General features: G+C 40.1%; 29 protein-coding genes. 20 read left to right on the top strand and 9 right to left on the bottom strand.

The genetic code is table 11. The annotated features are described in order from the left end of the window. Positions 1–2: 2 nt before the first annotated feature. From ACSFVZ_RS13990 to ACSFVZ_RS13910, 17 genes are all read left to right on the top strand, one after another. Complete coding sequence (locus tag ACSFVZ_RS13990; RefSeq protein WP_008132134.1) at positions 3–350, top strand: copper resistance CopC family protein; 348 nt, start codon at positions 3–5, stop codon at positions 348–350. Between the two features lie 19 nt (positions 351–369). Beyond that, the gene (locus ACSFVZ_RS13985) at positions 370–1,257 is read left to right on the top strand and encodes a CopD family protein (protein ID WP_045979603.1); all 888 of its coding nucleotides are present in this window, start codon (positions 370–372) and stop codon (positions 1,255–1,257) included. A 21-nt stretch (positions 1,258–1,278) separates the two neighbouring features. Continuing rightward, positions 1,279–1,749: a YybH family protein gene (locus ACSFVZ_RS13980; protein ID WP_008467847.1), complete on the top strand. Its 471-nt coding sequence runs from the start codon at positions 1,279–1,281 to the stop codon at positions 1,747–1,749. Positions 1,750–1,776: 27 nt separating this feature from the next. Then, the gene (locus ACSFVZ_RS13975) at positions 1,777–3,621 is read left to right on the top strand and encodes a copper resistance system multicopper oxidase (RefSeq protein ID WP_435559098.1); all 1,845 of its coding nucleotides are present in this window, start codon (positions 1,777–1,779) and stop codon (positions 3,619–3,621) included. After that, positions 3,618–4,478, top strand: a complete 861-nt coding sequence (locus tag ACSFVZ_RS13970) for a copper resistance protein B (protein WP_016708246.1) — start codon at positions 3,618–3,620, stop codon at positions 4,476–4,478. Before ACSFVZ_RS13975 ends, ACSFVZ_RS13970 begins: the two co-directional genes overlap by 4 nt. 644 nt (positions 4,479–5,122) lie before the next feature. Beyond that, on the top strand, positions 5,123–5,545 hold the full coding sequence (locus ACSFVZ_RS13965; protein ID WP_435559096.1) for a hypothetical protein: 423 nt from the start codon (positions 5,123–5,125) through the stop codon (positions 5,543–5,545). A gap of 115 nt (positions 5,546–5,660) precedes the next feature. Then, positions 5,661–6,863 carry a porin gene (locus ACSFVZ_RS13960; RefSeq protein WP_435559095.1) on the top strand — a complete coding sequence of 401 codons (1,203 nt, stop codon included), beginning with the start codon at positions 5,661–5,663 and terminating at the stop codon, positions 6,861–6,863. Positions 6,864–6,877: 14 nt separating this feature from the next. Continuing rightward, complete coding sequence (locus ACSFVZ_RS13955; RefSeq protein WP_239977760.1) at positions 6,878–7,405, top strand: c-type cytochrome; 528 nt, start codon at positions 6,878–6,880, stop codon at positions 7,403–7,405. A gap of 82 nt (positions 7,406–7,487) precedes the next feature. Then, entirely contained in the window at positions 7,488–7,901 is a 414-nt protein-coding gene (locus tag ACSFVZ_RS13950; RefSeq protein ID WP_138522053.1) for a MerR family transcriptional regulator, read from the top strand. Between the two features lie 101 nt (positions 7,902–8,002). Beyond that, positions 8,003–10,246, top strand: coding sequence for a heavy metal translocating P-type ATPase (locus tag ACSFVZ_RS13945; RefSeq protein WP_332393811.1), 2,244 nt, complete (start codon positions 8,003–8,005; stop codon positions 10,244–10,246). A gap of 11 nt (positions 10,247–10,257) precedes the next feature. Continuing rightward, complete coding sequence (locus ACSFVZ_RS13940) at positions 10,258–10,611, top strand: cupredoxin domain-containing protein (RefSeq protein ID WP_239977758.1); 354 nt, start codon at positions 10,258–10,260, stop codon at positions 10,609–10,611. Positions 10,612–10,625: 14 nt separating this feature from the next. After that, a complete protein-coding gene (locus ACSFVZ_RS13935; protein ID WP_435559093.1) occupies positions 10,626–10,973 on the top strand; it encodes a P-II family nitrogen regulator in 348 nt (115 codons plus the stop codon). Further along, positions 10,963–11,298, top strand: coding sequence for a DUF2933 domain-containing protein (locus ACSFVZ_RS13930; protein ID WP_063529849.1), 336 nt, complete (start codon positions 10,963–10,965; stop codon positions 11,296–11,298). Before ACSFVZ_RS13935 ends, ACSFVZ_RS13930 begins: the two co-directional genes overlap by 11 nt. Then, positions 11,291–11,956: a methyltransferase family protein gene (locus tag ACSFVZ_RS13925; protein ID WP_130244332.1), complete on the top strand. Its 666-nt coding sequence runs from the start codon at positions 11,291–11,293 to the stop codon at positions 11,954–11,956. Before ACSFVZ_RS13930 ends, ACSFVZ_RS13925 begins: the two co-directional genes overlap by 8 nt. Then, complete coding sequence (locus tag ACSFVZ_RS13920) at positions 11,940–12,362, top strand: hypothetical protein (protein WP_130244331.1); 423 nt, start codon at positions 11,940–11,942, stop codon at positions 12,360–12,362. The genes ACSFVZ_RS13925 and ACSFVZ_RS13920 overlap by 17 nt, the downstream gene beginning before the upstream one ends. Positions 12,363–12,372: 10 nt before the next feature. Beyond that, complete coding sequence (locus ACSFVZ_RS13915; RefSeq protein ID WP_019677951.1) at positions 12,373–12,744, top strand: hypothetical protein; 372 nt, start codon at positions 12,373–12,375, stop codon at positions 12,742–12,744. Positions 12,745–12,794: 50 nt separating this feature from the next. Then, the gene (locus ACSFVZ_RS13910) at positions 12,795–13,145 is read left to right on the top strand and encodes a hypothetical protein (protein ID WP_062566151.1); all 351 of its coding nucleotides are present in this window, start codon (positions 12,795–12,797) and stop codon (positions 13,143–13,145) included. A 216-nt stretch (positions 13,146–13,361) separates the two neighbouring features. Here ACSFVZ_RS13910 and ACSFVZ_RS13905 read toward each other — a convergent pair whose 3' ends face one another. After that, entirely contained in the window at positions 13,362–14,093 is a 732-nt protein-coding gene (locus ACSFVZ_RS13905; RefSeq protein ID WP_016708238.1) for a MauE/DoxX family redox-associated membrane protein, read from the bottom strand. A gap of 1 nt (position 14,094) precedes the next feature. Continuing rightward, positions 14,095–14,616, bottom strand: a complete 522-nt coding sequence (locus ACSFVZ_RS13900) for a DUF305 domain-containing protein (RefSeq protein ID WP_008109672.1) — start codon at positions 14,614–14,616, stop codon at positions 14,095–14,097. Positions 14,617–15,272: 656 nt separating this feature from the next. Between ACSFVZ_RS13900 and ACSFVZ_RS13895 the strand changes: the two genes are divergently transcribed. Both ACSFVZ_RS13895 and ACSFVZ_RS13890 read left to right on the top strand, forming a co-directional pair. Continuing rightward, the gene (locus tag ACSFVZ_RS13895; protein ID WP_353956868.1) at positions 15,273–15,434 is read left to right on the top strand and encodes a recombinase family protein; all 162 of its coding nucleotides are present in this window, start codon (positions 15,273–15,275) and stop codon (positions 15,432–15,434) included. 5 nt (positions 15,435–15,439) lie between these two features. Further along, on the top strand, positions 15,440–15,631 hold the full coding sequence (locus tag ACSFVZ_RS13890; RefSeq protein WP_227006812.1) for a cupredoxin domain-containing protein: 192 nt from the start codon (positions 15,440–15,442) through the stop codon (positions 15,629–15,631). A 91-nt stretch (positions 15,632–15,722) separates the two neighbouring features. On the opposite strand, the gene ACSFVZ_RS13885 is transcribed toward ACSFVZ_RS13890, so the two are convergent. From ACSFVZ_RS13885 to ACSFVZ_RS13855, 7 genes are all read right to left on the bottom strand, one after another. Continuing rightward, positions 15,723–18,833 (bottom strand): efflux RND transporter permease subunit, encoded by a 3,111-nt coding sequence (locus tag ACSFVZ_RS13885; RefSeq protein ID WP_016708236.1) that lies wholly within the window; start codon positions 18,831–18,833, stop codon positions 15,723–15,725. A 54-nt stretch (positions 18,834–18,887) separates the two neighbouring features. Then, positions 18,888–19,802, bottom strand: a complete 915-nt coding sequence (locus tag ACSFVZ_RS13880) for an efflux RND transporter periplasmic adaptor subunit (protein ID WP_016708235.1) — start codon at positions 19,800–19,802, stop codon at positions 18,888–18,890. A gap of 2 nt (positions 19,803–19,804) precedes the next feature. Continuing rightward, a complete protein-coding gene (locus ACSFVZ_RS13875) occupies positions 19,805–21,133 on the bottom strand; it encodes a TolC family protein (RefSeq protein ID WP_029216105.1) in 1,329 nt (442 codons plus the stop codon). Between the two features lie 69 nt (positions 21,134–21,202). Beyond that, positions 21,203–21,565 carry a hypothetical protein gene (locus ACSFVZ_RS13870; RefSeq protein WP_016708233.1) on the bottom strand — a complete coding sequence of 121 codons (363 nt, stop codon included), beginning with the start codon at positions 21,563–21,565 and terminating at the stop codon, positions 21,203–21,205. 45 nt (positions 21,566–21,610) lie between these two features. Then, entirely contained in the window at positions 21,611–22,510 is a 900-nt protein-coding gene (locus ACSFVZ_RS13865) for a cation diffusion facilitator family transporter (protein WP_016708232.1), read from the bottom strand. Continuing rightward, positions 22,503–23,231, bottom strand: coding sequence for a transglutaminase-like domain-containing protein (locus ACSFVZ_RS13860; RefSeq protein WP_016708231.1), 729 nt, complete (start codon positions 23,229–23,231; stop codon positions 22,503–22,505). The genes ACSFVZ_RS13865 and ACSFVZ_RS13860 overlap by 8 nt, the downstream gene beginning before the upstream one ends. Positions 23,232–23,243: 12 nt before the next feature. Further along, positions 23,244–23,897, bottom strand: coding sequence for a cation efflux transmembrane domain-containing protein (locus tag ACSFVZ_RS13855; RefSeq protein WP_435559092.1), 654 nt, complete (start codon positions 23,895–23,897; stop codon positions 23,244–23,246). Between the two features lie 82 nt (positions 23,898–23,979). Here ACSFVZ_RS13855 and cadR point away from each other — a divergent pair, with 82 nt between their 5' ends. Then, the gene (gene cadR, locus ACSFVZ_RS13850) at positions 23,980–24,369 is read left to right on the top strand and encodes a Cd(II)/Pb(II)-responsive transcriptional regulator (RefSeq protein ID WP_016708229.1); all 390 of its coding nucleotides are present in this window, start codon (positions 23,980–23,982) and stop codon (positions 24,367–24,369) included. Positions 24,370–24,546: the final 177 nt, after the last annotated feature.

Here is a 24,546-nt window from a genome sequence, read left to right as displayed (position 1 = left end):
ATATGAAAAAACTAATTAAATTTTTAACCGTAATCAGTGTCGTTTTTAGTAGTGCGGTATTTGCGCATGTGCATCTTGAAAAAAGTGTGCCTGCTGATAATGCAATGCTAATGAATCCTCCAGAAGAGTTAACTTTGGTGTTCACCAAAGAGGTACGGGTTGTAAAAGTTTCATTGGCCAATAAACAAGGCGAAGAATTTAAATTTGGATTCGAGCCTTCTAAAGTCGCTACTAGCAAATTTACATGGAAACTACCTAAATTAGCTCCTGCAAACTATACTGTGGATGTAACCTTCTTAGGTAACGATGGTCATAAAATGAAACATAGCTTCGGCTTTATGGTTCACTAAAATAGGCGGTGTGATTGATATGGAAATGTATATCTGGAATACAGTCATTGTACTGTCAAAAATTGTATTTTACGTCGGCTTTGCCTGTATTGCCGGCTATACATTTTTCAGACAAATTTTTGAGCATAATGAATCTCATAGTAATGCTGTAATAGCGAATTTAACGTGGACAAGAACTTATATAGTTATGGCTTTGATCGCTAATATTACTTGGTTCTTTGCCAGTACTGGTGCAATGGCAGAAGAGGGAATTCAGGGGGCGATAGACGCTGATATATTGGCTATTATGTGGGACTCCTCTGTCGGCACTGGAGCTTTGCTTCGAGCGCTTGGGCTAGTTACCGCAATAATCGCTTTAGCTTTAAGGTTCAAACTCGCTGTGAACTCGTACTTAAAACAAAGCGCTTTAATGTTGAGTTTATTAATCCTTGCATACTCATTCACGTTACTGGGTCATATTTCTGAGTTAGGCACAATTGAAAAAGGCTTGCTTATTTTGCATGTGCTCGTTATGGCATGGTGGTTTGGGGCGTTATTGCCACTAAAACAGGCTTGCCATCAGCTAAGTTATGCAGAACTTCATTTGCTGATGGAAAGCTTTGGCAAACAAGCAAGTTTTACATTGAGCCTATTGTTGGTAGCAGGCCTCTGGCTCGTGATTCAATTGGTCGGAAGTCTTGATGCACTAATAAGCTCAAGTTACGGACAAACACTGTTGTTTAAATTGGCCCTTGTAGTGTCTATTTTGGCACTTGCTGCTAAACATAAACTAATACTCGTTCCACAACTTAAAAATAGTCAAGGCAGAGAGGCTTTATCTAAATCTATCTCGATAGAAATGGTAGTAGCTTTTGCCATTTTATCTGTAACGGCTGGGCTTACTAGTGTTGTTGGCCCTGCAAATTAAAACCTAAAAGAGAGAATGAAAATGAAAATGAAAACAATAAATATATTACTCGTTTTATTAATGACGTTTAGTTTCGCAGCAAACGCTCATGGTGATAAGAACAAAGACAAAGGTTTGTTTAAAGGTATAGATACCCCAGCCGCAAAAGTTGTTTTGGCATTTCATCAAGCACTTGAAACTGGCAATCAAAAACAGGCTAGAGCACAGTTAGCGGATGATGTCACCATTTTCGAGGGAGGCCGCGTTGAAAGGAGCGCTGATGAATATGCTCATCATCATATGTTGTCGGATATGAAGTATTTAGCAGCGATGAAGAGCGACACACTTGAACATCAAGTGACGATACTTGGAAATACCGCTATCTCTGCGTCGCGCAGTCAAACTACAGGTACTCATAAAGGTGTTGAACGCGATTATCAAGGCATGGAAACGATGGTGCTGGAAAAACAAAATGGTGAATGGAAGATTAAGCACATTCATTGGTCACATTAATTTATTGTTCAAACAACGGAGAGTAAAATGAGAAATAACAATCCATTACATCAAGTTTCTACGCCACGTAGACGCTTTGTACAAGGATTAGCTGCTGGCGGTGTATTAGCTGCTTTTCCAAGTGTTCTTCATGCAGCTTCATCTTTGCTTGCTGGAACTTCAACAGGTACTGCGCCCGAACTAAGTGGGGAAGTCATAGATCTGGTGATAGATGAGTCACCAGTAAACTTCACAGGTGTTGTAAGAATGGCTACAACAATCAATGGCTCAATACCAGCTCCTACCTTGCGCCTCAGAGAAGGTGATGACGTTACTATCAGGGTAACGAATAAATTATCAGTGCCGAGTTCAATTCATTGGCATGGGATCATTCTTCCGTATCAAATGGATGGCGTACCGGGTATTAGCTTTAAAGGTATAATGCCGGGTGAAACCTTTGTTTATAAATTTAAGCTGCAACAAAGCGGCACATATTGGTATCACTCACACAGTGGTTTTCAAGAAATGACAGGTATGTACGGCGCATTAATTATTGAGCCAAGAGAAAAGGATATTATTAGTGCTGACAATGAGCATGTCATCCAATTGTCTGATTGGACTGATGATGACCCAATGGATTTGTTTCGCAAGTTAAAAGTACAGAGCGATGTATTTAACTTTAATCAACCTACTGTTCCAGAGTTTTTTGATGACATTTCAAATAGCAGCGTTTCAAATGCGCTACAACGCCGGGAAATGTGGAATAAAATGAGAATGAACCCTACAGATCTTGCAGACTTATCAGCATCTGCAATGACTTTTTTAATGAATGGTTGTGCGCCTTTGACAAATTGGCGTGGAATGTTTAAAGCTGGCGAAAAGGTTAGGCTTAGATTTATTAACGGTTCTAGCAATACGTTTTTTGATGTAAGAATACCTGAGCTGAAGTTAACAGTTGTACAAGCTGATGGACAAAATGTTGAACCTGTGACAGTAGATGAATTTAGATTTGGTCCCGGTGAAACTTATGATGTACTTGTCGAGCCAAAAAATGACGCATATACGATTTTTGCACAAAGCATGGATCGCTCAGGTTATGCTAAAGGTACTTTATCAATGGCACCTAACGTTGATGCACCAGTACCTTCTTTAGACCCCGTTGAGTGGTTAACGATGACAGATATGATGGGCAATATGACCCATGATAGTGTGCATTCTACAATGGCTGATACGGCAGGTATGTCGGGCATGAATTCTAATAAAATGGATCATAGTGCAATGGGTCATGGAGCGATGGCAATGGGTCATGGAGCGATGGCAATGGAGCATAGTAAACATGGAATGACTAAAAACCCATTAGCTGTTGCTAGCACTAAAGTGCGTCATGCAAAAACAGAGTATGGAGCTTCTGTTGATATGCGTGTTGATATGCCTAGAACAAACCTTGATGATCCCGGTATAGGTTTACGTAAAAATGGACGCCGTGTTTTAACACTTGCAGATTTACATTCTCTTGAGGGAATTACAAACCAGCAAGAGCCAGAGGCTGAAATTGAATTACATTTAACTGGAAACATGGAGCGTTATAGCTGGTCATTTGATGGCTTGGAATTTGGAAAAAGCACGCCAGTTCACATGAAGCATAATCAACGTTTAAGAGTTATTTTACAAAACGATACAATGATGACACATCCAATGCACCTGCATGGTATGTGGAGCGATTTGGAGAATGAAAAAGGTGATGTACAGGTTCGTCGCCATACTATCCCTGTACAACCAGCGCAAAGAATTAGTTTTTTAACAACACCTCATGACGTAGGTCGCTGGGCATGGCATTGCCATTTATTATTCCACATGGATGCAGGTATGTTTAGAGAGGTAGTTGTATCATGAGAAAATTAATACTAACCAATACGTTAAAACTATTATTAATAGGTTTGCCCCTTATAAGTGTATCTGTATCTGCAAAAGATGAGATGACTGAGATGGGTGATTCTAAAATGCAAGCACAAGGTGGAGATGCACCTAAAGATGCTAGAGACCCTCATGCTTATGCCGCAGGTACAACATTGACTGAAGGTCCTTATGCACTCAATAGCGACAAACGACTGACTTTGGCAGATGAGCATTCATTTTACGCGCTACTAGGGGATCGTCTTGAATATAATGAGCAAACAAACGCAGGTGTTTTTGACTTTCAGGCATGGTATGGCACTACTTTTGATAGATTAGTCATCAAAACTGAGGGAGATTTTAGCGAAGGTAATTTAGAGGAGAACCAAACAGATTTTCTATGGGGCCACGCAATATCTGCTTATTGGGATACACAAGTCGGTATTCGACTTGATTACAATAACGAAGGTGAAAACCGCAAATGGCTAGCTTTTGGTTTACAAGGTCTAGCCCCCTACTGGTTTGAAATTGATATGACTGCGTATTTAGGAGAGCAAGGTAATAGTGCATTTTCGATCGAAGCTGAGTATGAGCTATTACTTACTCAAAAGTTAATTGTTCAACCACGAGCAGAGTTGACGCTTTACGGTAAGGATGACGTCCAAAATAACCTTGGTAGTGGCTTATCTAGCAGTGCTATTGGTTTTCGGGTTCGTTATGAGTTTACCCGCCAGTTTGCTCCCTATGTTGGCGTTGAGTGGACAAATAAATTTGGTAATACAGCCGACTTTGCGAAGTTAAATGGGCAAAGTACGCGTGATACTGCTTTTGTTGCAGGTATCAAGTTCTGGCTCTGATGTGAAGAAATACTATATTGACTTGATGAGAGCTACCGCAACTATATTGATGGTAGCTTTCGTTTTTTGGGATTTAAACCATTTTAGTTATGTTAGGAAAGGCCTAGCTAATAGTTTTTTTGGAAAGAACTAAGAGCAGTAATAGTAAGCTACTTCTTGTTTTCAGTCGGTGCCAGTCTGGTGTATACCTATCAAGGTGGAATATCAGCTAAGAAGTAAAGTTGGCGAATGTTTAAGGTTAAAGAGTCAAGCCAAAAAACATCGCCATTGAAAGACGTACAATAGGCTATTTTATCACTTTTGATGAACGGGAATTGGGTGTGCTCGGGATAGAACCGATTGTTGCAAAGTACTGCGCTTAAAGCTGAACAATTCGAAAAATGATCCCTTTCTCAATACCTAGTTATGAGCGTAGGGTTTTTATTTTTTTAATGGTGCTCATGCTTGGCTTCAATCTCATGAGTATAAATTAGACACCCCTTTTATACTTGTTAAGTTTAAGCTGTTTAAAAAAGTAAAAAGTAAAAAGTAAAAAGTAAAAAGTAAAAAGTAAAAAGTTTAGGTTTTAGTTCAAAGTTTGATCAAGATCATAAAATTATTTTTACAAAGTGGCTAATATTGTAGGTGCTAAAGAAGGAATGATAATGTTTGGACTTTTCAGGTGGTTTAAAATAGTGATAATAACTGTGTTGCTTACGCAGCATAGTTTTGTTACAGCTAAGCCAATGAATTGTGAAGAACATCAAAATGGATCTTCCGACACTCATATTATGCAACGAAGCAAAAATATTCACCATCAATCAATGAATGACAATAGTCACTATCACACTGTAAACTCGCAAGACTCTAAACACCGTCATGGTGATGAAGTATGTGAAAAATGCAAAGCTAGTGATTGTGTTTGTTGTGAGGGGGGATTTTGTTCAAGCTTTCATTTAAATGCCTATCTTGTGCAAGCGCAAGAGGAAGGTATTTGCAATATTTACTCTGAGCTATTTCTACAGCGTACACCTCTACCAAAATCTGGTATCCATCTCTTACTTTATCGTCCACCAATTATTGGCTAATCACGGGATCAGTGCGTCTTTTTTTCGCCACTCCCATCAAAAATAGAACGATTTATTCATTGGTTTAAATAACCAACTGTTTTGAACAATTAGCACAATATTTTTGGGAGGCACGATGAACATGCTCAAATTATTGCCATTTGCAATAGCTACCGCTGTTGCGAGTGGACATCTCTTAGCGAATGAACAACAAAATAATAGTCGCTTCGCGTTAGCGGGGTATGGAGACGTAAAATACGAAGACAGCAAATTGATGGATACAAGTGCATTCAGTGCGCGATTTGTACCTATTTTCTTGTTTAGTCTCAATGACAAAATGCATATAGAAGCTGAAACTGAAATCTCAGTCGATGAAAATGGGGAAACTGAAGTCGAGCTTGAATACGCTGATATTCATTATTTCCTTTCAGATACAACTACTTTTACCGCAGGTAAATTTCTACTCCCATTTGGCCAGTATGGGCCGAATCTACATCCTAGCTGGATTAATCGCTCAGCGTTCTCTCCCGGTATTTATGGCGGGTTAGGTGGTCATGGTGGTTATCAACCTATGCAAGGTTTGTTACCCGTGATGAGTGATATTGGTATTGGCATTCAACACATAATTCCTTTGGGTAAAAATCAGAAAATTTTCTTTGATGTATACATGACAAATGGGCTTGCTGCCGAGGCTCCTCATGAAGATGAAGAAGATGCCCATGATGAAGAGCCTGTGCAGGATGAACACGAAGAGGAGGTTATCGATGAACATGCTGAAGAGGAAGACGAGCATGAAGAAGTTGATGATCACGCTTTGGAACTTCCTGAACTCGCGTTTGAAGCAACGAGTGCGGATAACAACTCTGACAAAGCATTTGGGGGGCGTATTGCGTATGCCTTTCTTCCGGGCATTGAGGTTGGCGCTTCCTATTACACGGCAAAATATGATGATGATGAAGAGCTAGGGTTTACAGCAACTGGCTTTGATATCAACTGGATTGGTAACCATTACATCGTCAGAGGGGAATACATCAAAACAGAAACTGATGCCTTCGAAGAAGATGAACATGAAGAAAACAAAGTGATCACATTTGATCGCAATGGCTGGTATCTCCAAGCAACTTTTATGGCAGGAAAAATGTTCAATGTATTACAAGGAACAGATTTCGTCGTTGAATATGCTGAGACCAATAAAATTAACGAAGCAGAGCGTTGGGCTTATGGCATTAATTACTGGTTAGACAGTCGAGCTGTCATTAAGGCGACATACGAAGATACCACCGTTCACGATGGGGAAGACGACAAGCGCTTCGCTATCCAATACAGCTATGGCTTTTAAGGGGAGATACTTAGATGAAATCAATTATTCAAATATTACTGGTTGTCAGCTTATCTCTTTTGTCTGCTTTTAGCTCTCATGCAGAAGAGAAGATTTCCGGTGCGGAAGTGATCAATAACAATTGTGCAAGATGCCATAACGCTCGCGCTGTTCATGAATTTTCTATTCCCGAATGGAAAGTCATTATGCCGCATATGCGAGAAAAGGCGCATTTAACAGGTAAAGAAACGCAAGCTGTTCTTGAATTTTTGGAACTAACTAGCCAAAGCGTACCTTTAGCAAAAAAAGTAGCGCCAGAAAAGATGATTGCGCCTGATGGAAAGCAATTGTTTACTCAATTTGGTTGCCAAGGCTGCCATTCATTGAAAGGTGATGGTGGCACTGTTGGCCCAGCGTTAGATGAAACGATTAAAAACAAAGGGATCGGCTTCTTTATTAAGAAGCTCCAAAACCCTCAGTTTAATAACTCATCTTCGCCTATGCCTAAAATGCCGCTAAACGAGCAACAGATAAAAGCAATAGCTGAGTACATTAAATCATAAGGAAGCGCTTGACCTGTGTCTTAGACACAGGTCTAAGCTGTAGATGAGAGTACAAACTTAGGTGAAAAACTAAGGAGTAAATATGAAAGTAACAGAGTTGGCAAAAAGCCTTGGAACGACTGCTGATACGGTGCGCTATTACACTCGATTGGGACTGTTAAAACCTGCTAAGTCAGTGAACGGCTACAAGTCATACTCGAATAAAGAGGTATCGAGACTTAAATTCATTTTAAGTGCCAGAAACCTTGGTTTTTCCGTTGCTGATATCAAGCAAATTCTTAATGAATCTGAAGATGGTAAAAGTGCGTGCCCATTAGTCAGAAGCCTGATCAAAGAGAGGCTTGAAGAAACAGAAAAACAGTTTCAAGCAATGTTGGCACTTCGAGGAAAAATGTCTTCAGCTCTTTCTCAATGGGAAGAAATGGAAGACAAAGCGCCGACTGCAAACATGGTTTGTCATCTCATCGAAAACTTTGAGCAAATTAAAAAGGCATAGGAGGAAAAATGGTGACTACTAATACAAATATAGAAACCGAATCAGGCTGTTGCTGTCAGGCAAAAGCTCAATCCTCTTCGTGTAAAAGTAAGGAGAATACGTTGGAGAAAGTATCACATAACCAACAGCTCATCATTGAAGGAGCTGGGTGTGCTAGCTGTGTAGGCAAAATTGAAGGGGCGTTAAAGGCAACTCTTGGTGTAGTCAGTGCGGAAATGAATTTTGCTGATAGGACTGTAACAGTTTCTGGGACAGCTAAGACAGAAGAATTGATCAAAGCTGTTGAGTCTGTGGGGTATAACGCGAAGCCAATTGATGATAGCTCGGCAGCAGATGCGCTTGACGAGAAAGAAGCGGCTGATTGGGCATATTATAAAAAACTAATGCGCGATACGTTTATTGCCCTTTCACTCGGTGTTCCTTTGATGATCTACAGCATTGTGGTTGGAGAAATGACGGTTGAAACAAACCTTGAACGCATGTCTTGGCTGGTTGTAGGCATTTTAACTTTTGGTGTTATGTATTTTTCAGGTAAGCATTTTTATGTTGGCGCTTGGAAAAGCTTTAAAAACCACTCCGCTAATATGGACACTTTAATAGCTTTAGGAACAGGTACAGCTTGGGTGTATTCGATGGTTGTCGTGTTTGCACCTGACGCCGTTCCATTAATGGCACGGCATGTTTATTTTGAAGCTACCGCCATGATCATTGGCTTAATTGATTTAGGTCTGGCATTAGAAATAAAAGCCAGAGGTAAAACCTCTGAGGCCATTAAGCGTCTTATCGGCTTGCAGGCCAAAACGGCAACCGTAGTTCGTGATAGCAAAGAAGTTCAGATTGGTATTGAGCAGGTTTTACTTAACGATATTGTAAAGGTAAAACCGGGCGAAAAAATTCCCGTCGATGGTGTGGTATTGGAAGGGCACACCTCTATTGATGAGTCCATGCTGACAGGCGAGCCTATGCCTGTTGAAAAAGCCGAAGAAGATGAGGTTGTCGCTGGTACTTTGAACAAATCAGGCATGATTATGTTTAAAGCCACACGTGTTGGAAAAGACACGGCGCTTGCGCAAATCATCAATATGGTGAAACGAGCACAAAATTCTAAACCGCCGATTGGCCGCTTGGCTGATGTTATTTCAGCTTTTTTCGTTCCTGTTGTCATGATCATCTCTGTGTTAAGTGCGCTAGCATGGCTTAACTTTGGACCTGAGCCAGCAATTGCTTTTGCCATCGTATCAGCAACTACTGTACTCATTATTGCCTGCCCATGTGCTTTGGGCTTGGCAACGCCCATGTCTGTCATGGTCGGAGTAGGAAAGGCCGCAGAAGCAGGCGTGCTTATTCGAAACGGTGAAGCACTGCAAACCGCCTCTAAAATCACTGCCATGATTTTAGATAAAACGGGCACTATTACTGAAGGGGCACCTAAGGTAACCGATATTGTTTTAGCAAAAGCTACGGACGAAAAAGACGTACTACAGCTTGCTGCAAGTTTAGAGAGCGGCTCAGAGCACCCTTTAGCGCAAGCGATTGTTGAAAGTGCGTTAGATAAGGATATTGAGTTACTAAAAATTGAAGCGTTTAACGCCATTACGGGTTTTGGTGTAGAAGCAAACTGCAACAATAATGCCCTGCTTTTCGGAAACGATAAACTAATGAAGTTAAAAGGCATAGACCTCACAGGCTTTGTTGAACAAGCGCAGTCTTTAGCCAAAGAAGCCAAAACACCTATGTACTTTGCTGTAGATGGTGAACTTGCAGCAATCATTGCTGTTGCAGATCCTATTAAGTCAGACTCAATCTCTGCTATCAAACGACTTCAGGCTAATGGTATACGCGTCATCATGTTAACGGGTGATAACAAGGAAACCGCTGCTGCTGTTGCCAAAAAAGCGGGTATTAGTGAGTTTCTTGCTGAAGTGCTGCCAGAAGATAAAGCCAACAAGGTGAAAGAGCTACAAGAAGGCGGCGAAATTGTTGGTATGACAGGAGATGGCATCAACGATGCTCCTGCGCTAGCGTTAGCCGATGTTGGCTTCGCAATAGGCACAGGGACTGATGTAGCTATCGAAAGTGCTGACATTACCCTAATGCGTGGTTCACTTCATGGCCTAGCTGATGCCATAGCGGTAAGCAAAGCTACTTTACGAAATATAAAACAAAACTTGTTTGGCGCGTTTGTCTATAACGTAGCTGGGATTCCTTTTGCTGCGGGGATTCTATATCCCTTCTTTGGCATTCTGCTTAGCCCTGTAATTGCAGGTGCTGCAATGGCGTTTTCGTCATTGACTGTAGTGTCAAATGCAAATCGACTTCGCTTGTTTAAAGCAAAAGAGAATTAAGGAGAAACACGATGATGTTAATTAACTTATTAGGCTTAGTGTTAATCGCACTGATTGTTTGGTGGTTTTGGCTATTCAAACCCAATAAAACAATTGTTCAAGGTAATGAAGTACTCATTGAAGTGAGGGATGGCGTGTATTCACCATCCTCAATCCAAGTGTCTGCTAGTCAACCTGTCACTCTGAAGTTTATGCGCAAAGATCAATCACCCTGCGCTGAAACAATGCTTATTCCATCATTGGAGGTAAGCGAGCAGCTTAAATTAAATGAAATTACTCAAATTACTTTATTGAACTTATCACCGGGAGAGCATGAGTTTCATTGTCAGATGCAAATGTATCGCGGTGTCTTAAAGGTTGTTTAGGAGGGTTTATGAACATGAAAAAAGTGACCGCCATTTTCGATGAAATGGTGTTAACACGAGTAGAAGAGGCACTACTTTCACATGGCTATAAAGGCTTTACCATTCATAAAGCAACGGGCAGAGGTGCATATGCTGATACTTACAACAGAAATCACTTATCAGCACATATAGTTATGACAATTTATGTTGCTTTTGATGATGCAGAACATGTTGCTAAAGTTTTGCTTGATGCAGCGTATACCAACGTTGAAGGAGAAGGACTAGTTAGTATCTCCCCTGTGGATAATCTCTTCTGGATAAATTCTAAGTCTGAAGCTTCAGCGGAAGATTTAAGGTCAATAGGAGGCCAATATGAAAAATGAGCACCCTAAATTTTGGTCAACACCCACGGGTTGGGCTGCATTGGTGCTTATTGCGGCAGCCACCTATTTTTTAATCTTTGAACATGGACAGCATGTACTGCAATTTCTTCCTTATTTGATTTTATTGCTATGCCCGTTGATGCACGTATTTATGCATGGCAGTCATGGCAAACATGGCCACGATCATTCACATGCGCCTGATGAGAAAAAGGAAGAGAGCTTTCAAGAACTCACGGATAAAAATGCTGCCTATCGTGACGGCTACATACAAGGTTTAGAAGAAGGACGTAAGGAATCACATAAAAAGGAGAACAGTGATGAATGAGACATATGATTATGGCTTATGGTCAATGGTGATACTGAACTCAGCAATTTTTATCTTTTTTGCCTTTAGTTTTGTCAAACCAAAAACATCTACTGATTGGCGAAGCCTTGGAGCGTTCTCCGCCTTTATTGTTGCCCTATTTACTGAAATGTATGGCTTTCCTTTAACTATCTATTTTCTATCGGGATGGCTGACGGAGACCTATCCAGAAGTTAACTTCTTTGCGCATGAAAATGGGCACTTATTGCATACTTTCTTTGGTTTTGAAGGTGATGCCCATTGGGACCCATTTCATATAGCGAGTATGGTATTTATTGTTGCTGGCTTCTTTATGTTGTCTTCAGCATGGAATGTATTACATCACGCGCAAAAAAATCATCAATTAGCGACCACAGGATGGTATGCAAGGTGTCGTCATCCACAGTATGTAGCATTCATTCTAATCATGTTCGGCTTTTTATTGCAGTGGCCGACCATCCCAACACTTGCGATGTTTCCAATCTTAGTCGTTGTTTACGTCAAGCTAGCGAAACGCGAAGAAGCACAAGCGATTGCCGAGTTTGGTTCGGAGTACCACAGATATATGGAATCGACACCAAGTTGGATTCCAAATTTTAATAAAAACATAGAAGGTAAAAATCATGAAAACGTTAGGTAAATCAATTTTATTTGTCAGCTCACTATTGGCGGCCACAAGTTTATTTGCTCAAAACAATGAGCATAAACATGAAGGTGCGAATAATTCTGATATGCATCAAGGCATGGCAATGTCGCATGAAAATATGGAAAAAATGCATAAAAAGATGATGGAAATGAAAAAAGAAGTTTTAGCAATTAAATCTGAACAAGATCCTGAAAAGCAAAAAAGAATGATGCATAAACATAGACGTTCAATGATGAAAATTATGCAGATCATGCATCGAGATATGGAAGACAAACCTATACATAAACAAATTGCAATGGCTGAACATCATCTGGAAATGATGGAAAACATGATGCCGCAGATGAACCGGAAAATGGAAGAAATTAAAGATAGCAATCAACAGCATTCACACAAACATTAGGAGAAAAATTATGAGCGATTTAGATCATAGAGTTGGCGTTAGAGAGCAGAATTTAGTTGTTCGAAATCTAAAGCTTAGCAATGTCACAGAAGAAAGCTGTGACGAGTTAGTAAAAGAAATAGATCAGCTTTTTGGTATAGATGAAGTTAGTTACAACATCAAAGAAGGTGAAATACACCTTGCCTATGATGCCGCAAACGTAAGCCTTGATGGGATTGAGGAGGTAATCCGTAAGTATGGCGCAGATGTTCATGATGATTGGTGGACACATACTAAAGAAAGTTACTATAAATTTGTTGATCAGAACATCAAAGATAACTCTGTTCATAAGCCTTGGAGTTGTCATCAAGCACCTTCGGGGGCTGGCCGGAAAAACAAATGAATTCATAAAAAAGTGTATAGATAATTAGTTAGTCAAATGAGGTAACAGTGATGAAAACACCCTATATAAAAGCTCTTTTATTGCTTACATTCGGTTTATATTTAGTGGGTTGTTCTAATACCACTTTTTATCATAAATACATGATGAGAGGTCAGGTAGTAGAAAGTTCTGATAATCGAACTCTAATCTGTATTGGTGCTAAGCATGGCGCAGAGGTTGGGCAAAAATACAGTGTTATTAGATTCCATGAAAGAATAGTATTGAGTGAAGGTGACGATCCCTACACTATCGAAAAGGTAGGAACGGTACAAATTACTAAAATTGTGAATGATCATTTCGCAACTGTAAAGCTAGTGTCTGGTGACATTGCAGCGAAAGATATGGTGGAACTTGAAAACTAATAAAGTGGTGGCGAAAGCCACCACAAGAGCATAACAATAAAACTTAATGAAAAAGCTTTAGTGTTATTTTGTACAACCTTTGAGATTGTTTGCTCAGTTCTGGTTATCTTGATGCCAGTACGACAGAAAAAATGTTACATATGGATTAGAAAGGTGTGGGCTGGCATCCTAGGTCTAATCTTAACAGTTAAGGAGCCGCCGAATAGAGCTATACCTTTACATCAGCAGCATAATCAATGCTCCCGCGATCATAAATAAGTTTTCAGATAGCGATACAAATCCAAGTGGCACACTACTATCGCCGCCTACACAGGCACACTTTAACTGGCGTTTGTCTATGTAAACGGCTTTGAAAACTGAAATTGCTCCAACTGTGCCGATAAACAATGAAAATGGTGCCACTGCGAGAGGCTGTAGTTGGGCAACCATACCAATACCTGCATATGCTTCAATGAAGGGATAAATATAACCATATCTTATCCATCTCATCGCTAGTAAATCATAAGTAATAAACGAATTTGTGAAACTGTATAGGTCTTTCAGTTTTTGCACCGCTAAGAGCGTCATTGAAAAAGCTATAAATAGCATCAGTGTTCTGATGGAGATAAATGAGCCGGAAGCAAAATGTTGAGATGCGACAGCAAGAAGTGCAGCTATCGAGAAAATGGCTACAACTGGCGTGTAGGTTGTGCCAGTTTGACCTGCTTCATCTTTACCAAAATACTCTCTTAAGTCATCGTATCCTCCGACACGCTTTCCTTCAATAAAGGTTTGTGGCGTAGTTTTGACATCATGCTTATCTTTGAAGTCATCAGCTTGTTGTCTTGACGTGAGCTTATGATCTTCTACATCATACCCTTGCCTCTCCAGCAAATCTTTCGACCTTAAACCATAGGGGCAGATATGTTCGTCAGTGACCATTCTGTACAGGGTAGCTGTCTTAGTCATCTTAGTCTCCTTTGTTCAGTGTGCCTTCAAACTTTGGGAGCGGTCGTTGCTCAGCCTGAGCTTGTGAGCTGACCTTTCCATTTTCAGAAATATCCTTAATCAGCCATTCCATTTCTTTTATTTCTTTTCGTTGGGCTTTAATAATACCATTTGCCAATTCACGCACGCGTACATCCTCCAAAGTTGAATGCTCACTAGTAAGAATAGCAATGGAGTGATGAGGAATCATCGCTTTCATGTAGGCAGTGTCAGAAATTGTGCTTTGAGAGCGAACAAGATAAAGACATATGGCGAACAGTATTGTCGCCAATAGAAAAATAGCCATGTTGAGCTTCTTGTTACTGTACATGCCAAGCATAAAGGCCAGCATGATCATTGCCATACCTGCTCCCATATACAACGCCATATAGATACGCGTTTCACTAAACCATATATGTGATACTGCGTAAGTGTTGAGATACATCATGACAAACATAGCAATGGTTGAGGTGATGATCATTGCAGCAAATCTTGAGTATTTCATAAGTAATCCTTACATTGATAGTGTAAATATTTCCCACTGTTAGCCTATTATTCTCTACATGTGGTCATGTTCTCGAAAAATTGCAAGTAATGAGCCAGTATCAATAAGAGTATTTGTAATACGATTGACTCAATTTCAGCGCAATTATTGTGAATCAGTACTAATCTACACATTTCGGTGTAAGAGTTTATGGGCAAAAAATCTTCTTTGAAGGAGATCAAATCAGCTTATATTTAGAGTTTGAGTTTTGAACTTGTGATAGACACAGGCGGAATTGGCTTTAGTTAACAATCTAATGTGGGAACTCAAAGTACTACAAGCTGAGCTTCAACAAATGTAAGCTCGTGTACAAGTGAAGACACAGTTAAAGCATGTGGAAGAATTAATCTTGATAGTTAGAGTTGTCATTTATTTCACTTTTTAAATGAACGAATATTGATCTTTTATCTCGTTCATGTCCGAAAGCTAAAAGTTTCCTACACATGAAAGTGGTTTTGCAAGAGTATCTACTAGAGAACAAGATTTGAATGCTCAACTGTTCAGTTGGGCTATTATGGTTGTAAAAAAATATTATAAGGCAATGTGTCTGGTACTTCGGTTAGAAATGAAAAAAGTTAAAGAAGCTAATCGATTTCATCAGGTAGGGTGATGAGGTAATAGTTACTCGCCTTGATCGGCTAGGCCGATCATTAAAGTCTATTCTTGAGGACATTGAAAGTACTCACAAACGGGGCGATTGTTCAAAGATTATTAATGGTTCTGTCAGTACAAAAAATGATAATCCGTTTACCAGTTTCATTCATAATCTGCGCAATTAGCAATAATGACGTGCGTTCATAACGGTCATAAAGAGCAATCCCCCTGCGCTGAAATAATGCTTATTCCTTCATTGGATATAAGCGAACAGCTTAAGTTAAATGAAATTACTCAAATTACCTTATTAAACTTGTCACAGGGAGAGCATGAGTTTCATTGTCAGATACAAATGTATCGCGGCGTCTTAAAAGTAATTTAGTTTTAAATAGGTCTTTTTACACACCTGAACGAGCAAAAGTAACTTAACAAAAGGCTTCTCGAAAACATTACGAGAAGCCTCTAAATTAAAGTTAAGATTTGTATTTACTGTAAACAATTCTATATAGAACAGGCAAAACAACTAAAGTAAGTAAAGTAGAGGAAATAATCCCTCCAATTACCACCGTTGCTAATGGCCTCTGAACTTCAGCCCCAGTTCCGACGTTTAATGCCATAGGAATGAAACCTAAGCTAGCAACCAAAGCGGTCATTAATACAGGGCGAAGCCTGATAGTTGCACCTTCGATAATTGAGTTTATTAGCTCTCCTGTTTCAAGTAATCGCTGTTTAATGAATGACAGCATCACCAGTCCATTTAATACAGCTATCCCTGAAAGAGCGATAAATCCAACAGCAGCAGAAATTGAAAGAGGCATGTCTCTTAACCACAAAGCCAATACGCCGCCTGTAAGTGCTAAAGGCACACCACTAAATATGATCAGGGCATCTTTTATTGAACTAAATGCTATGACAAGCAGTGTCAAAATTACAAACAATGTGGCAGGTACTACGATGGATAATCTTTGCGTTGCACTCTCAAGTTGCTCAAATGTTCCGCCGTACTCAAGCCAATAACCAGCAGGCAATTCAACATTTTGTTGAATTTTTTGCTGTGCCTCTTGTACGAATGAGCCTAGATCTCGGTTTCTAACATTTGCTGTAATTACAATTCGTCGCTTACCATTTTCTCGGCTTATTTGACTTGGAACTGTCGTATAATTTAACTCTGCAACTTCGCTTACAGGTACAAACTCACCACTTTCTGTCGCGATTGGCAAATTACCTAGCTGATCAAGGTTGGCTCTCAACAGCTCAGGATATCTAACTACAATTTCAAATCGACGATCACCTTCGAATATTAACCCTGCGCCTTCACCTGACACGACTGTTTTTAACCAAGACTGTAAGTCGCTTGCATCCAACCCGTATAGCGCTAATGCTTCAGGCTTGGGGTTAACGGTAAAGATAGGCACGTCATCAACTTGTTCGAGCCGCGCATCAGCAACACCTGAAATTGTATTGAGTGTAGCCAAAACTTCTTGTGCAGAAATGACAAGTTGGGATAGATCATCACCGTAGAGCTTAATCCCTAAATCAGCTCTTACTCCGCTAATTAATTCGTTAAATCGCATCTGAATTGGTTGAGTAAACTCATAATTATTGCCGGGAATAGAGCTGAGATCTTTTTCCAGCCTTTCAACAAAATCCTCTTTCGTTAAATTAGGGTCGGGCCATTGCTCTCTCGGCTTTAATATCAGAAAAGTATCAGTCACATTTGGCGGCATCGCGTCTGTCGCAACTTCTGCTGTGCCCGTTTTTGAAAACACCGTAACAACTTCATCATATTTCATAATTTGTTGTTCAAGTACCTTCTGCATTTCTACAGCTTGGTCAATACCCGTGCCCGGAATACGCATCGCGTGCAGTGCAATGTCACCTTCATTAAGTTGAGGAACAAATTCAGATCCTAATTTACTACCAAGTAATATGCTAAATGTCACAAGTAAAGCAGCGCCGCAAACAACTAGCCAACGTAGTTTTAAAGCCCACTTCAAAACAGGACTATAAACTGACTTAGCGCCGACAATTACTGGACTTTCTTTTTCGCTGATTTTGCCTTTCAAGAATAAAGCAACCGCAGCGGGGACTAGCGTGAAGGTAAATACCATTGCAGACAATAGAGCGATTATCACCGTTGCGGCCATCGGATGAAACATTTTGCCCTCGACACCCGATAAGGTAAACAAAGGTAAATAGACAATCGTTATGATCAATACGCCAAAAACACTAGGTCGTATAACCTCATTGGTAGCAGAATAAACAATGTCTAGGCGTTCTTTCAGGGAAATGACAGAACTATTTCGTTTTTGGCTTTCTGCTAACCGCCTAATGCAGTTCTCAACGATTATTACCGCGCCATCGACAATCAATCCAAAATCTAAGGCTCCCAGACTCATTAAATTCGCAGAGACTTTGCTTTGAACCATGCCCGTGATTGTTGCCAACATTGCCAAAGGAATTACTGCGGCGGTAATCAAAGCGGCGCGTATGTTACCCAGTAATAGGAACAATACGAAGATAACCAGTAATGCACCTTCAATAAGATTTTTCTGTACGGTGCTAATTGCTTTATCAACCAGAGTTGTCCTGTCATATAAGGGAACTATGGACACGCCTTGAGGTAAACTGTTTTGGATTTCACTAAGCTTGTCACCAACAGCCAATGCCACCGAGCGTGAATTTTCTCCTACCAGCATCATTGCGGTGCCAATCACACTTTCCTTGCCTTCCAGTGATGCAGCTCCTGTCCTTAGCTCTTTTCCTATCGCAACTTCGGCGACATCTTTAACTTTTACAAGTGTGCCGTCGTCGCTTTTTATAATGACGTTTTGGATGTCTTGAATAGATTGCAACTGAGCTTGTGAACGAACAAGAATTTGCTGTCCGCTTCTTTCGATGAATCCAGCCCCTTGATTTGCATTATTTCGCATTATTGCATTTGATAGTGCTTCACTGGTAATACCGAAGTGCAACATCCTTAACGGATCGGGATTGATATGGTATTGCTTTTTATAGCCACCAATTGCATTGATTTCCGTAATCCCTTTAACCAATGCAAGTTGTGGTTTCACTACCCAGTCATGGATCTCCCTTAACGCCATCGCATCATAGGGTAAGCCATTATTCTGCTTTGCACTTTCGTCGGCAGTTATACTGTACATGTATATTTCACCGAGGCCCGTAGCAATTGGTCCCATTTCTGGTTCAATGCCAAACGGTAGTTGCTCCTTAATTGCGCTAAGTCGCTCATTGATTAGGTTTCTGGCAAAATACAAATCTGTGCCTTCTTCAAACACAACAGTCACTTGCGACAGGCCATATCGAGAAAGTGAACGGGTATAATCCAGCTTAGGTAAACCCGCCAAGCCCGTTTCGACGATAAACGTAATCCGTTGCTCTGTTTCCAAAGGTGAATAACCTTGAGCCTGCGTGTTTATTTGTACCTGTACATTGGTTATATCTGGCACAGCGTCAATAGGTAGCTTCTGATAGTTCCATATTCCTAAAGCGATGATAAACAAGGCCATAAGCAACATAGTACCACGTCTACGGATAGATAATTCTAGTATCCAAGCGATCATATTTTCACCTCGATAATACTGAAGCCAATATGTAGAGGACAAAAAGGTCGGAGATTAGTGTTCATGTCCAGCCTCCGATTTTTTTAGATCAGCAACTAGCAGATAACTGTTCTTTACAACCACACTTTCGCCGACGTTCAAACCGTCGATGATAGCAATATTGATAGCGTCTGAAGCGCCAGTTTTTACGGCGCTAGGGTGGTATTCATTGCCTTCTTTAATAAAAACAACATCTTTGCCTTCAAACTCTTGAATGGCTCCTTTTGGCACAACAACTGGAGCAGAGTGTTGACTGGTCGTAACCGCACCTTTAATTACAGTGCCAAGCGGCCACTTGTTGGTTTTGTTATCCAATTTTACAAATGCCAATGAGTATGGCTTGTCGTTTAGTGATGGTGTTAAATAGCTAATTTGCGCACTTTGATTAAATTCAGTGCTATGAATTAGCACCTGCTGGTTAGCGTTAACCTTACTTAGCTGAGTAGGAAACACTGATAGTTGTGCCCAAACCACGTCAAAATTGGCTATTGTCAGCAAGTTTTCACCATTTGTAAGCTCGCCAATATTGGCTTGCCTAGCGACTATACGCCCAGACATTGGTGCTTTTATCGAATATTGATTTAAGCTCTCATTGGATTCAATCACTACCAACGTTTCACCTTTTTTGACCTCTTCGCCGAGATTGACTTTTACTTCCTTAATAACACCATCGAATCTAGCGTTAACGTGCGCAAGTGAGGCAGGATCGGCAACGATTTTTCCATATACAACTTCTTCGTTATGAATAACACCGCTAGTTGCTGCTACTGTTTCAATGCTGTTTTGTTTAGCCATCTCAACAGACATAGAGACTATTTCATCTTTGTGTTCTTCACTGGCTGAGGTCGTGATGGAGGTGAAACCAATTACAGCAACAAGCATTAATTTGAAAAGGCTGATTGGTGAATTTAATATATTTTTCTTTTTCATGATTAATTCTCAATAAAGCTTGAAAGTTGGCTTTCTGTATTGCCGGAAGAAATTAATGGAATGCCTGATAAGGACTCAATGGAGGCGCTTTGTTTGTGAACCTCACTTGCGGCAAAAATAAGCGCATATTGCATCTCAATAAGCTCTTTTTGAACTGAAACTAGCTCTAAATAACTAAAGCGCCCGTCCGAATAGGCTTTTTGCACTAATGACAAAGCACTTTCTTGAGGCGGAATAATACTGGTTTGTAAGGTTTCAACCGTAAGGCGAGCCTCTTCCTGAGCCGCATAAAATGTCGCTAATTGGCTGTAAATTGCTCGCTCACTGGCTTTCCGTTGCTGCTCAACTTCATCGAGTTTTGCTTTTTGAGATTGATAGCTGCCTCTATTTCTATCACTCGTAAACAGAGGGACGCTAATTCCTGCAACCAACGCAGTCTCATTGCTACCTTCAAGTCTTTTCACACCTGCGCTCCACGTTATATTAGCGTGGCTTTGTGCGTTGATTGATTGTAATTGAGCTTGCTGAATTCTCGATTGCTCTGCATAAGCTAATATATGAGGACTTTGAGAAAGTTGAGCCATGATGTATTCGAGTGATATTGTTTTGGGAAGTGCAAATAAATCGCCTGATACACGAGAGAATTGCGGTGATTGTTCTCCCCACATAATAGCTAACTTACGAACACTGGCCTCTAACTGCTTGGAAATGGTTAGCGTCTTTAGTCGAGCTGTTGCTAAAGCTGCATCAGCTCGTTTTTGCTCTGATGACGGTGCCGAACCAACACGAACTTTTTTGGAGACAGTTTGATAGGTTTCTCGTGCTAGCTTTTCTGCATTTTCATTGACGAGCATGATTTGCTGTAACGTCAAAACATCGATATAGCGAGCTGCTACTTCACCCAAAATATCGAGTGTTTGTATTCTTTTTTCAACAGCTATTGCTTGCTGTTGGGCATTAACATAAAGCTTTCTGCTATTTACCTTATCTCCCAATTCCACCACGGAAGATATTGATAAGGTAAGTTCAGCGTCGCTGAATCCAGATACATCACCTGTACCTGCAAAGTTTTCCAATTCAGCGCTGACGTTATATTCAGGTTTTAACCCTGCGGTAGCTAACTCGCCGTCTAAACGCTTTTGTTTGTATTTAAAAGCTGTTAGCTGTGGGTTGTTTGCAAGTGTTCGTTGTATTGCCTCTGACAATGAAACTGAATCAACAGTTAAGTCATTTGCAAATACATTATTAGTTGTCACTAAAAACGACAACAGAAGCAACCGTTTTACTTTCTTCCAAGCAAGTACGGGGGCCTTAAAATAAGACATATTCATATTTTGTCCTGTTTATTTTATGAAACGAGCGTTGGCTTCACCGCCTAACGCGCCAATTAAATAAAAGGACTAACTTTTGGGAGGTCGAAGTAATCTGGAAGGGGGAGCTTCAATGACTACTTTTAAATAATCAAATACCTGACTTGATTTGAAATCAATGTCTCTACTGATGTAAACATGCGTAGCAAACTGTACATGCGAGCCATTGCAGTGTCCGCAATGATGACAATCAGCGGGGTTGTGTTGGTCATTATCTGCTGATGATTGTATTAATTTTTCAGAAGAAATGTGGTCATCTAAAGCATGAACATGCTCGGTTTTTATATGCTCGGAATCAACAATATGAACATCAGCAACTTTTGCCACAGCAGAAAATGACTGAAGTAATATCAGCACTATCATGATGTATGCAGGGAATTGTTTAATATTCATTTCGTTTCAACTATCTCTTAGTTATGCCAATGTTAACACTATCGTTTAGCTTGCGTCACGACATTGCTCGTCTATGAACTCTATTTCAATTGTTGTATGAGCAAAATCAAACTCTTTAAGCTCCTGTCGCAACTCTAGCTTGTACGATTTCAGCTCTTCGTTAGATATTTCAGTGTTTAAAACAATATGGGCGGTTAAAACGTTGTGTTCACCATCAAGTGACCAGATGTGTAAGTGATGTACTTCACCCACAATGGCTTTAGAAACTATTTTCGATTTAATATTTTCAATAAGATCAATATCTGGTGTCGCTTGCAAGAAGAGCATAAGTGTCGTTTTCAGTGTTCTTACAACATTAAATAAAATAAAAAGGGTAAACCCAATTGATAAAATAGGATCGAGTATGGGCCATTCAACAAACATCAATACGATTGATACAATAAATATAGCTATCCAACCTAAAACGTCTTCAAGCAAGTGCCAGTTTAAAACTCGTTCATTTAAGGTCTTTCCATGACTTAGCTTATAGGCAGCGTAACCGTTTACCACCATGCCAAAAATAGCTAATAAAAGCATTCCTTCGACTTGAGGCATTTCGGGGTTAGCTAATCTTGGTATGGCCTCAATTAGTATAAAAACAGAACCAACAGTTAATACCAAACCGTTAATCAATGCGCCAAGCAATGAAAAGCGCTTGTAACCATATGAAAACTGGCTAGAGGCAGGCTTGTTACTGAGCTTATTTAATCCCCATGCGGTGCCTATGGAGATGCTATCTCCTAAATCATGGATAGCATCTGCCATGATTGCCGTACTATTGGTTAACCAACCTCCGATAAATTCGATGATGGTAAACGTGAGGTTTAGAAAAAAAGCCCAGCCAATGCGTCTCGAAGCGTCCTCATCATTGTGAGGGTGATCATGACCGTGAGAGTGGTTATGCATGTTGAGCCTCGGCGGTTACATTTTTTCTTCTAAGCCTTTGTACATTCCAATTAATGATATGACGGATAAAGTTTTGGTACGCCCAACGTTTAATACCCGTTAGATTGGTTCCCTGCTCAGCATAGAATTCATCGGGTGAGTCATAAAAGCCAAAGTCGTCGTGTATGCCTTCTTTTTGAATATAAGTATCTTTACCAACCCAGTTCGTCTCTGGGTTACTTATGCAGGTAGTAGCTATTCCATAACCACAAAAATTATCTTTAGCTTGACTGAATTTGGATTGAATTGAACTTAGGTAAGCTTCGTCGAGAATGAAGCCTTCTAAATTGATCCACTTACCTTCATAGAGCACTTCTACCCAGCTATGGATAATGGATTTTGGGGCAAGCCAAAATACATAAGAAGGAATAGCGCCTTTCTGAAGCTGTTGGTCAATCGTGAAACCATGAAATCGGCACTGAATACCAAGCGCTCGGAATAGAGCCATTAACAAGTTTCCCTTGGTATTGCACTGTCCATAGCCATCCGCTAAAACTTCACTCGCAGATATATCATCGCTGCGGTTGTAACCAAACTGAATCTCATCTTTAACAAAGGTGTAAGCAGCTCCTATTGTGTTGTATTCATCCATTGTATTCCAATTCCGATCTGCTATTAGAGATTGGATGCTGTGATCATCTAAGTCTAATATTTGTGTTTTCTCTAAATAATTAGCACTCATTATCCATCTCCTTTAAGAACATGATTTTGATTTACTTCCACTACAGCTATTGTTTTCGCTTGTTAACTCTGCGTTGCTCAGCTCTTTCTTCGCATCAGTAATAATCAGGTAAGCCCCTCTTAAAATTAGGGTTGCAATCACACTACCAATTACAATGTCAGGCCAGCGAGAATCAAGTAGCATCACTAAAACACCAGCAGCAATGACCCCCAAGTTTGCGATCACATCGTTGGCTGAAAATATCCAGCTTGCACGCATATGGACTTCACCATTGCTTTGCATTCTGATTAAAACTAAACAAATGACGTTTGCTATTAATGCTACAAAACCAAAGCCGATCATGAACCAAGAGTGAGGCTCACCTTCTCCGAGTCTTCTTACTATGTCAAAGATTACCAGTATTCCGAGTGTCAGCTGAAAGTAACCGCTGATAAGGGCTGCATTGGCTTTATGCTTTAAAGATCGGCTCACGGCATATAGAGCAATACCATAGACAATTGCGTCAGCCAGCATATCCATTGAATCTGCTATCAAAGCCGTTGAGTTTGCATATAGGCCCACAGTAATCTCAATGCAGAACATAACCGCATTAATACCTAGCAACCAATACAGCACATGTTTTTGTTTCGCATCTTTTAGTTCGACTTCGCAACCACAACCACTCATTGCACGGCCTTAGTTATTTGCTTGATAACTTAACTATAAAGTCTATAGTGACTATAGAGTCAAGATTTAGGACTAAAGTTTTATGAAGATAGGTGAACTTTCAAAAACGACAGGGTGTTCGATACAAACAATTCGGTATTACGAGAAAGAAGGGTTGCTTTCAACTCCTGAACGTACTGAAGGGAATTACAGGTTATACGGTGAACGGGCTTTAAAAGAATTAGAGTTTATAAAGCATTGCCGAAGTTTGGATATCCCTCTAACAGATGTTAAACGCCTTATGGAACTGAAAAATAAGCCAGAAGAAAGCTGTGCAAGTGTTAATAAGCTCATTGCTCAACAATTGGCCTTAGTTAACAATCGAATGAGAGAACTCAAAGCACTAAAAGCTGAGCTTCAACAAATGGCAAGTTTGTGTACAACTGAAAACACCATTGAAGCGTGTGGAATAATTAAGTCACTTGATAGTTAGAATTGTCATTCATTTTCTATCCGTGTTGTGTACGAATAACTATATTTTATTACGTTCATGTACGAAATTTATTTAATGTACTTTCGTTCACTTGATTGTTTGATCTGATTTAATGGCACCGCACACTTTTGTGAAGGATAATTAGTCCAACAACAAAGGTGTGAAAATGACCCAACG

Source organism: Pseudoalteromonas nanhaiensis, assembly GCF_051235485.1.
Classification (GTDB): domain Bacteria; phylum Pseudomonadota; class Gammaproteobacteria; order Enterobacterales; family Alteromonadaceae; genus Pseudoalteromonas; species Pseudoalteromonas lipolytica_C.
The sequence above is the reverse complement of the archived record's forward strand: the minus strand, read 5'-3'. Positions and strand labels throughout refer to the sequence as shown.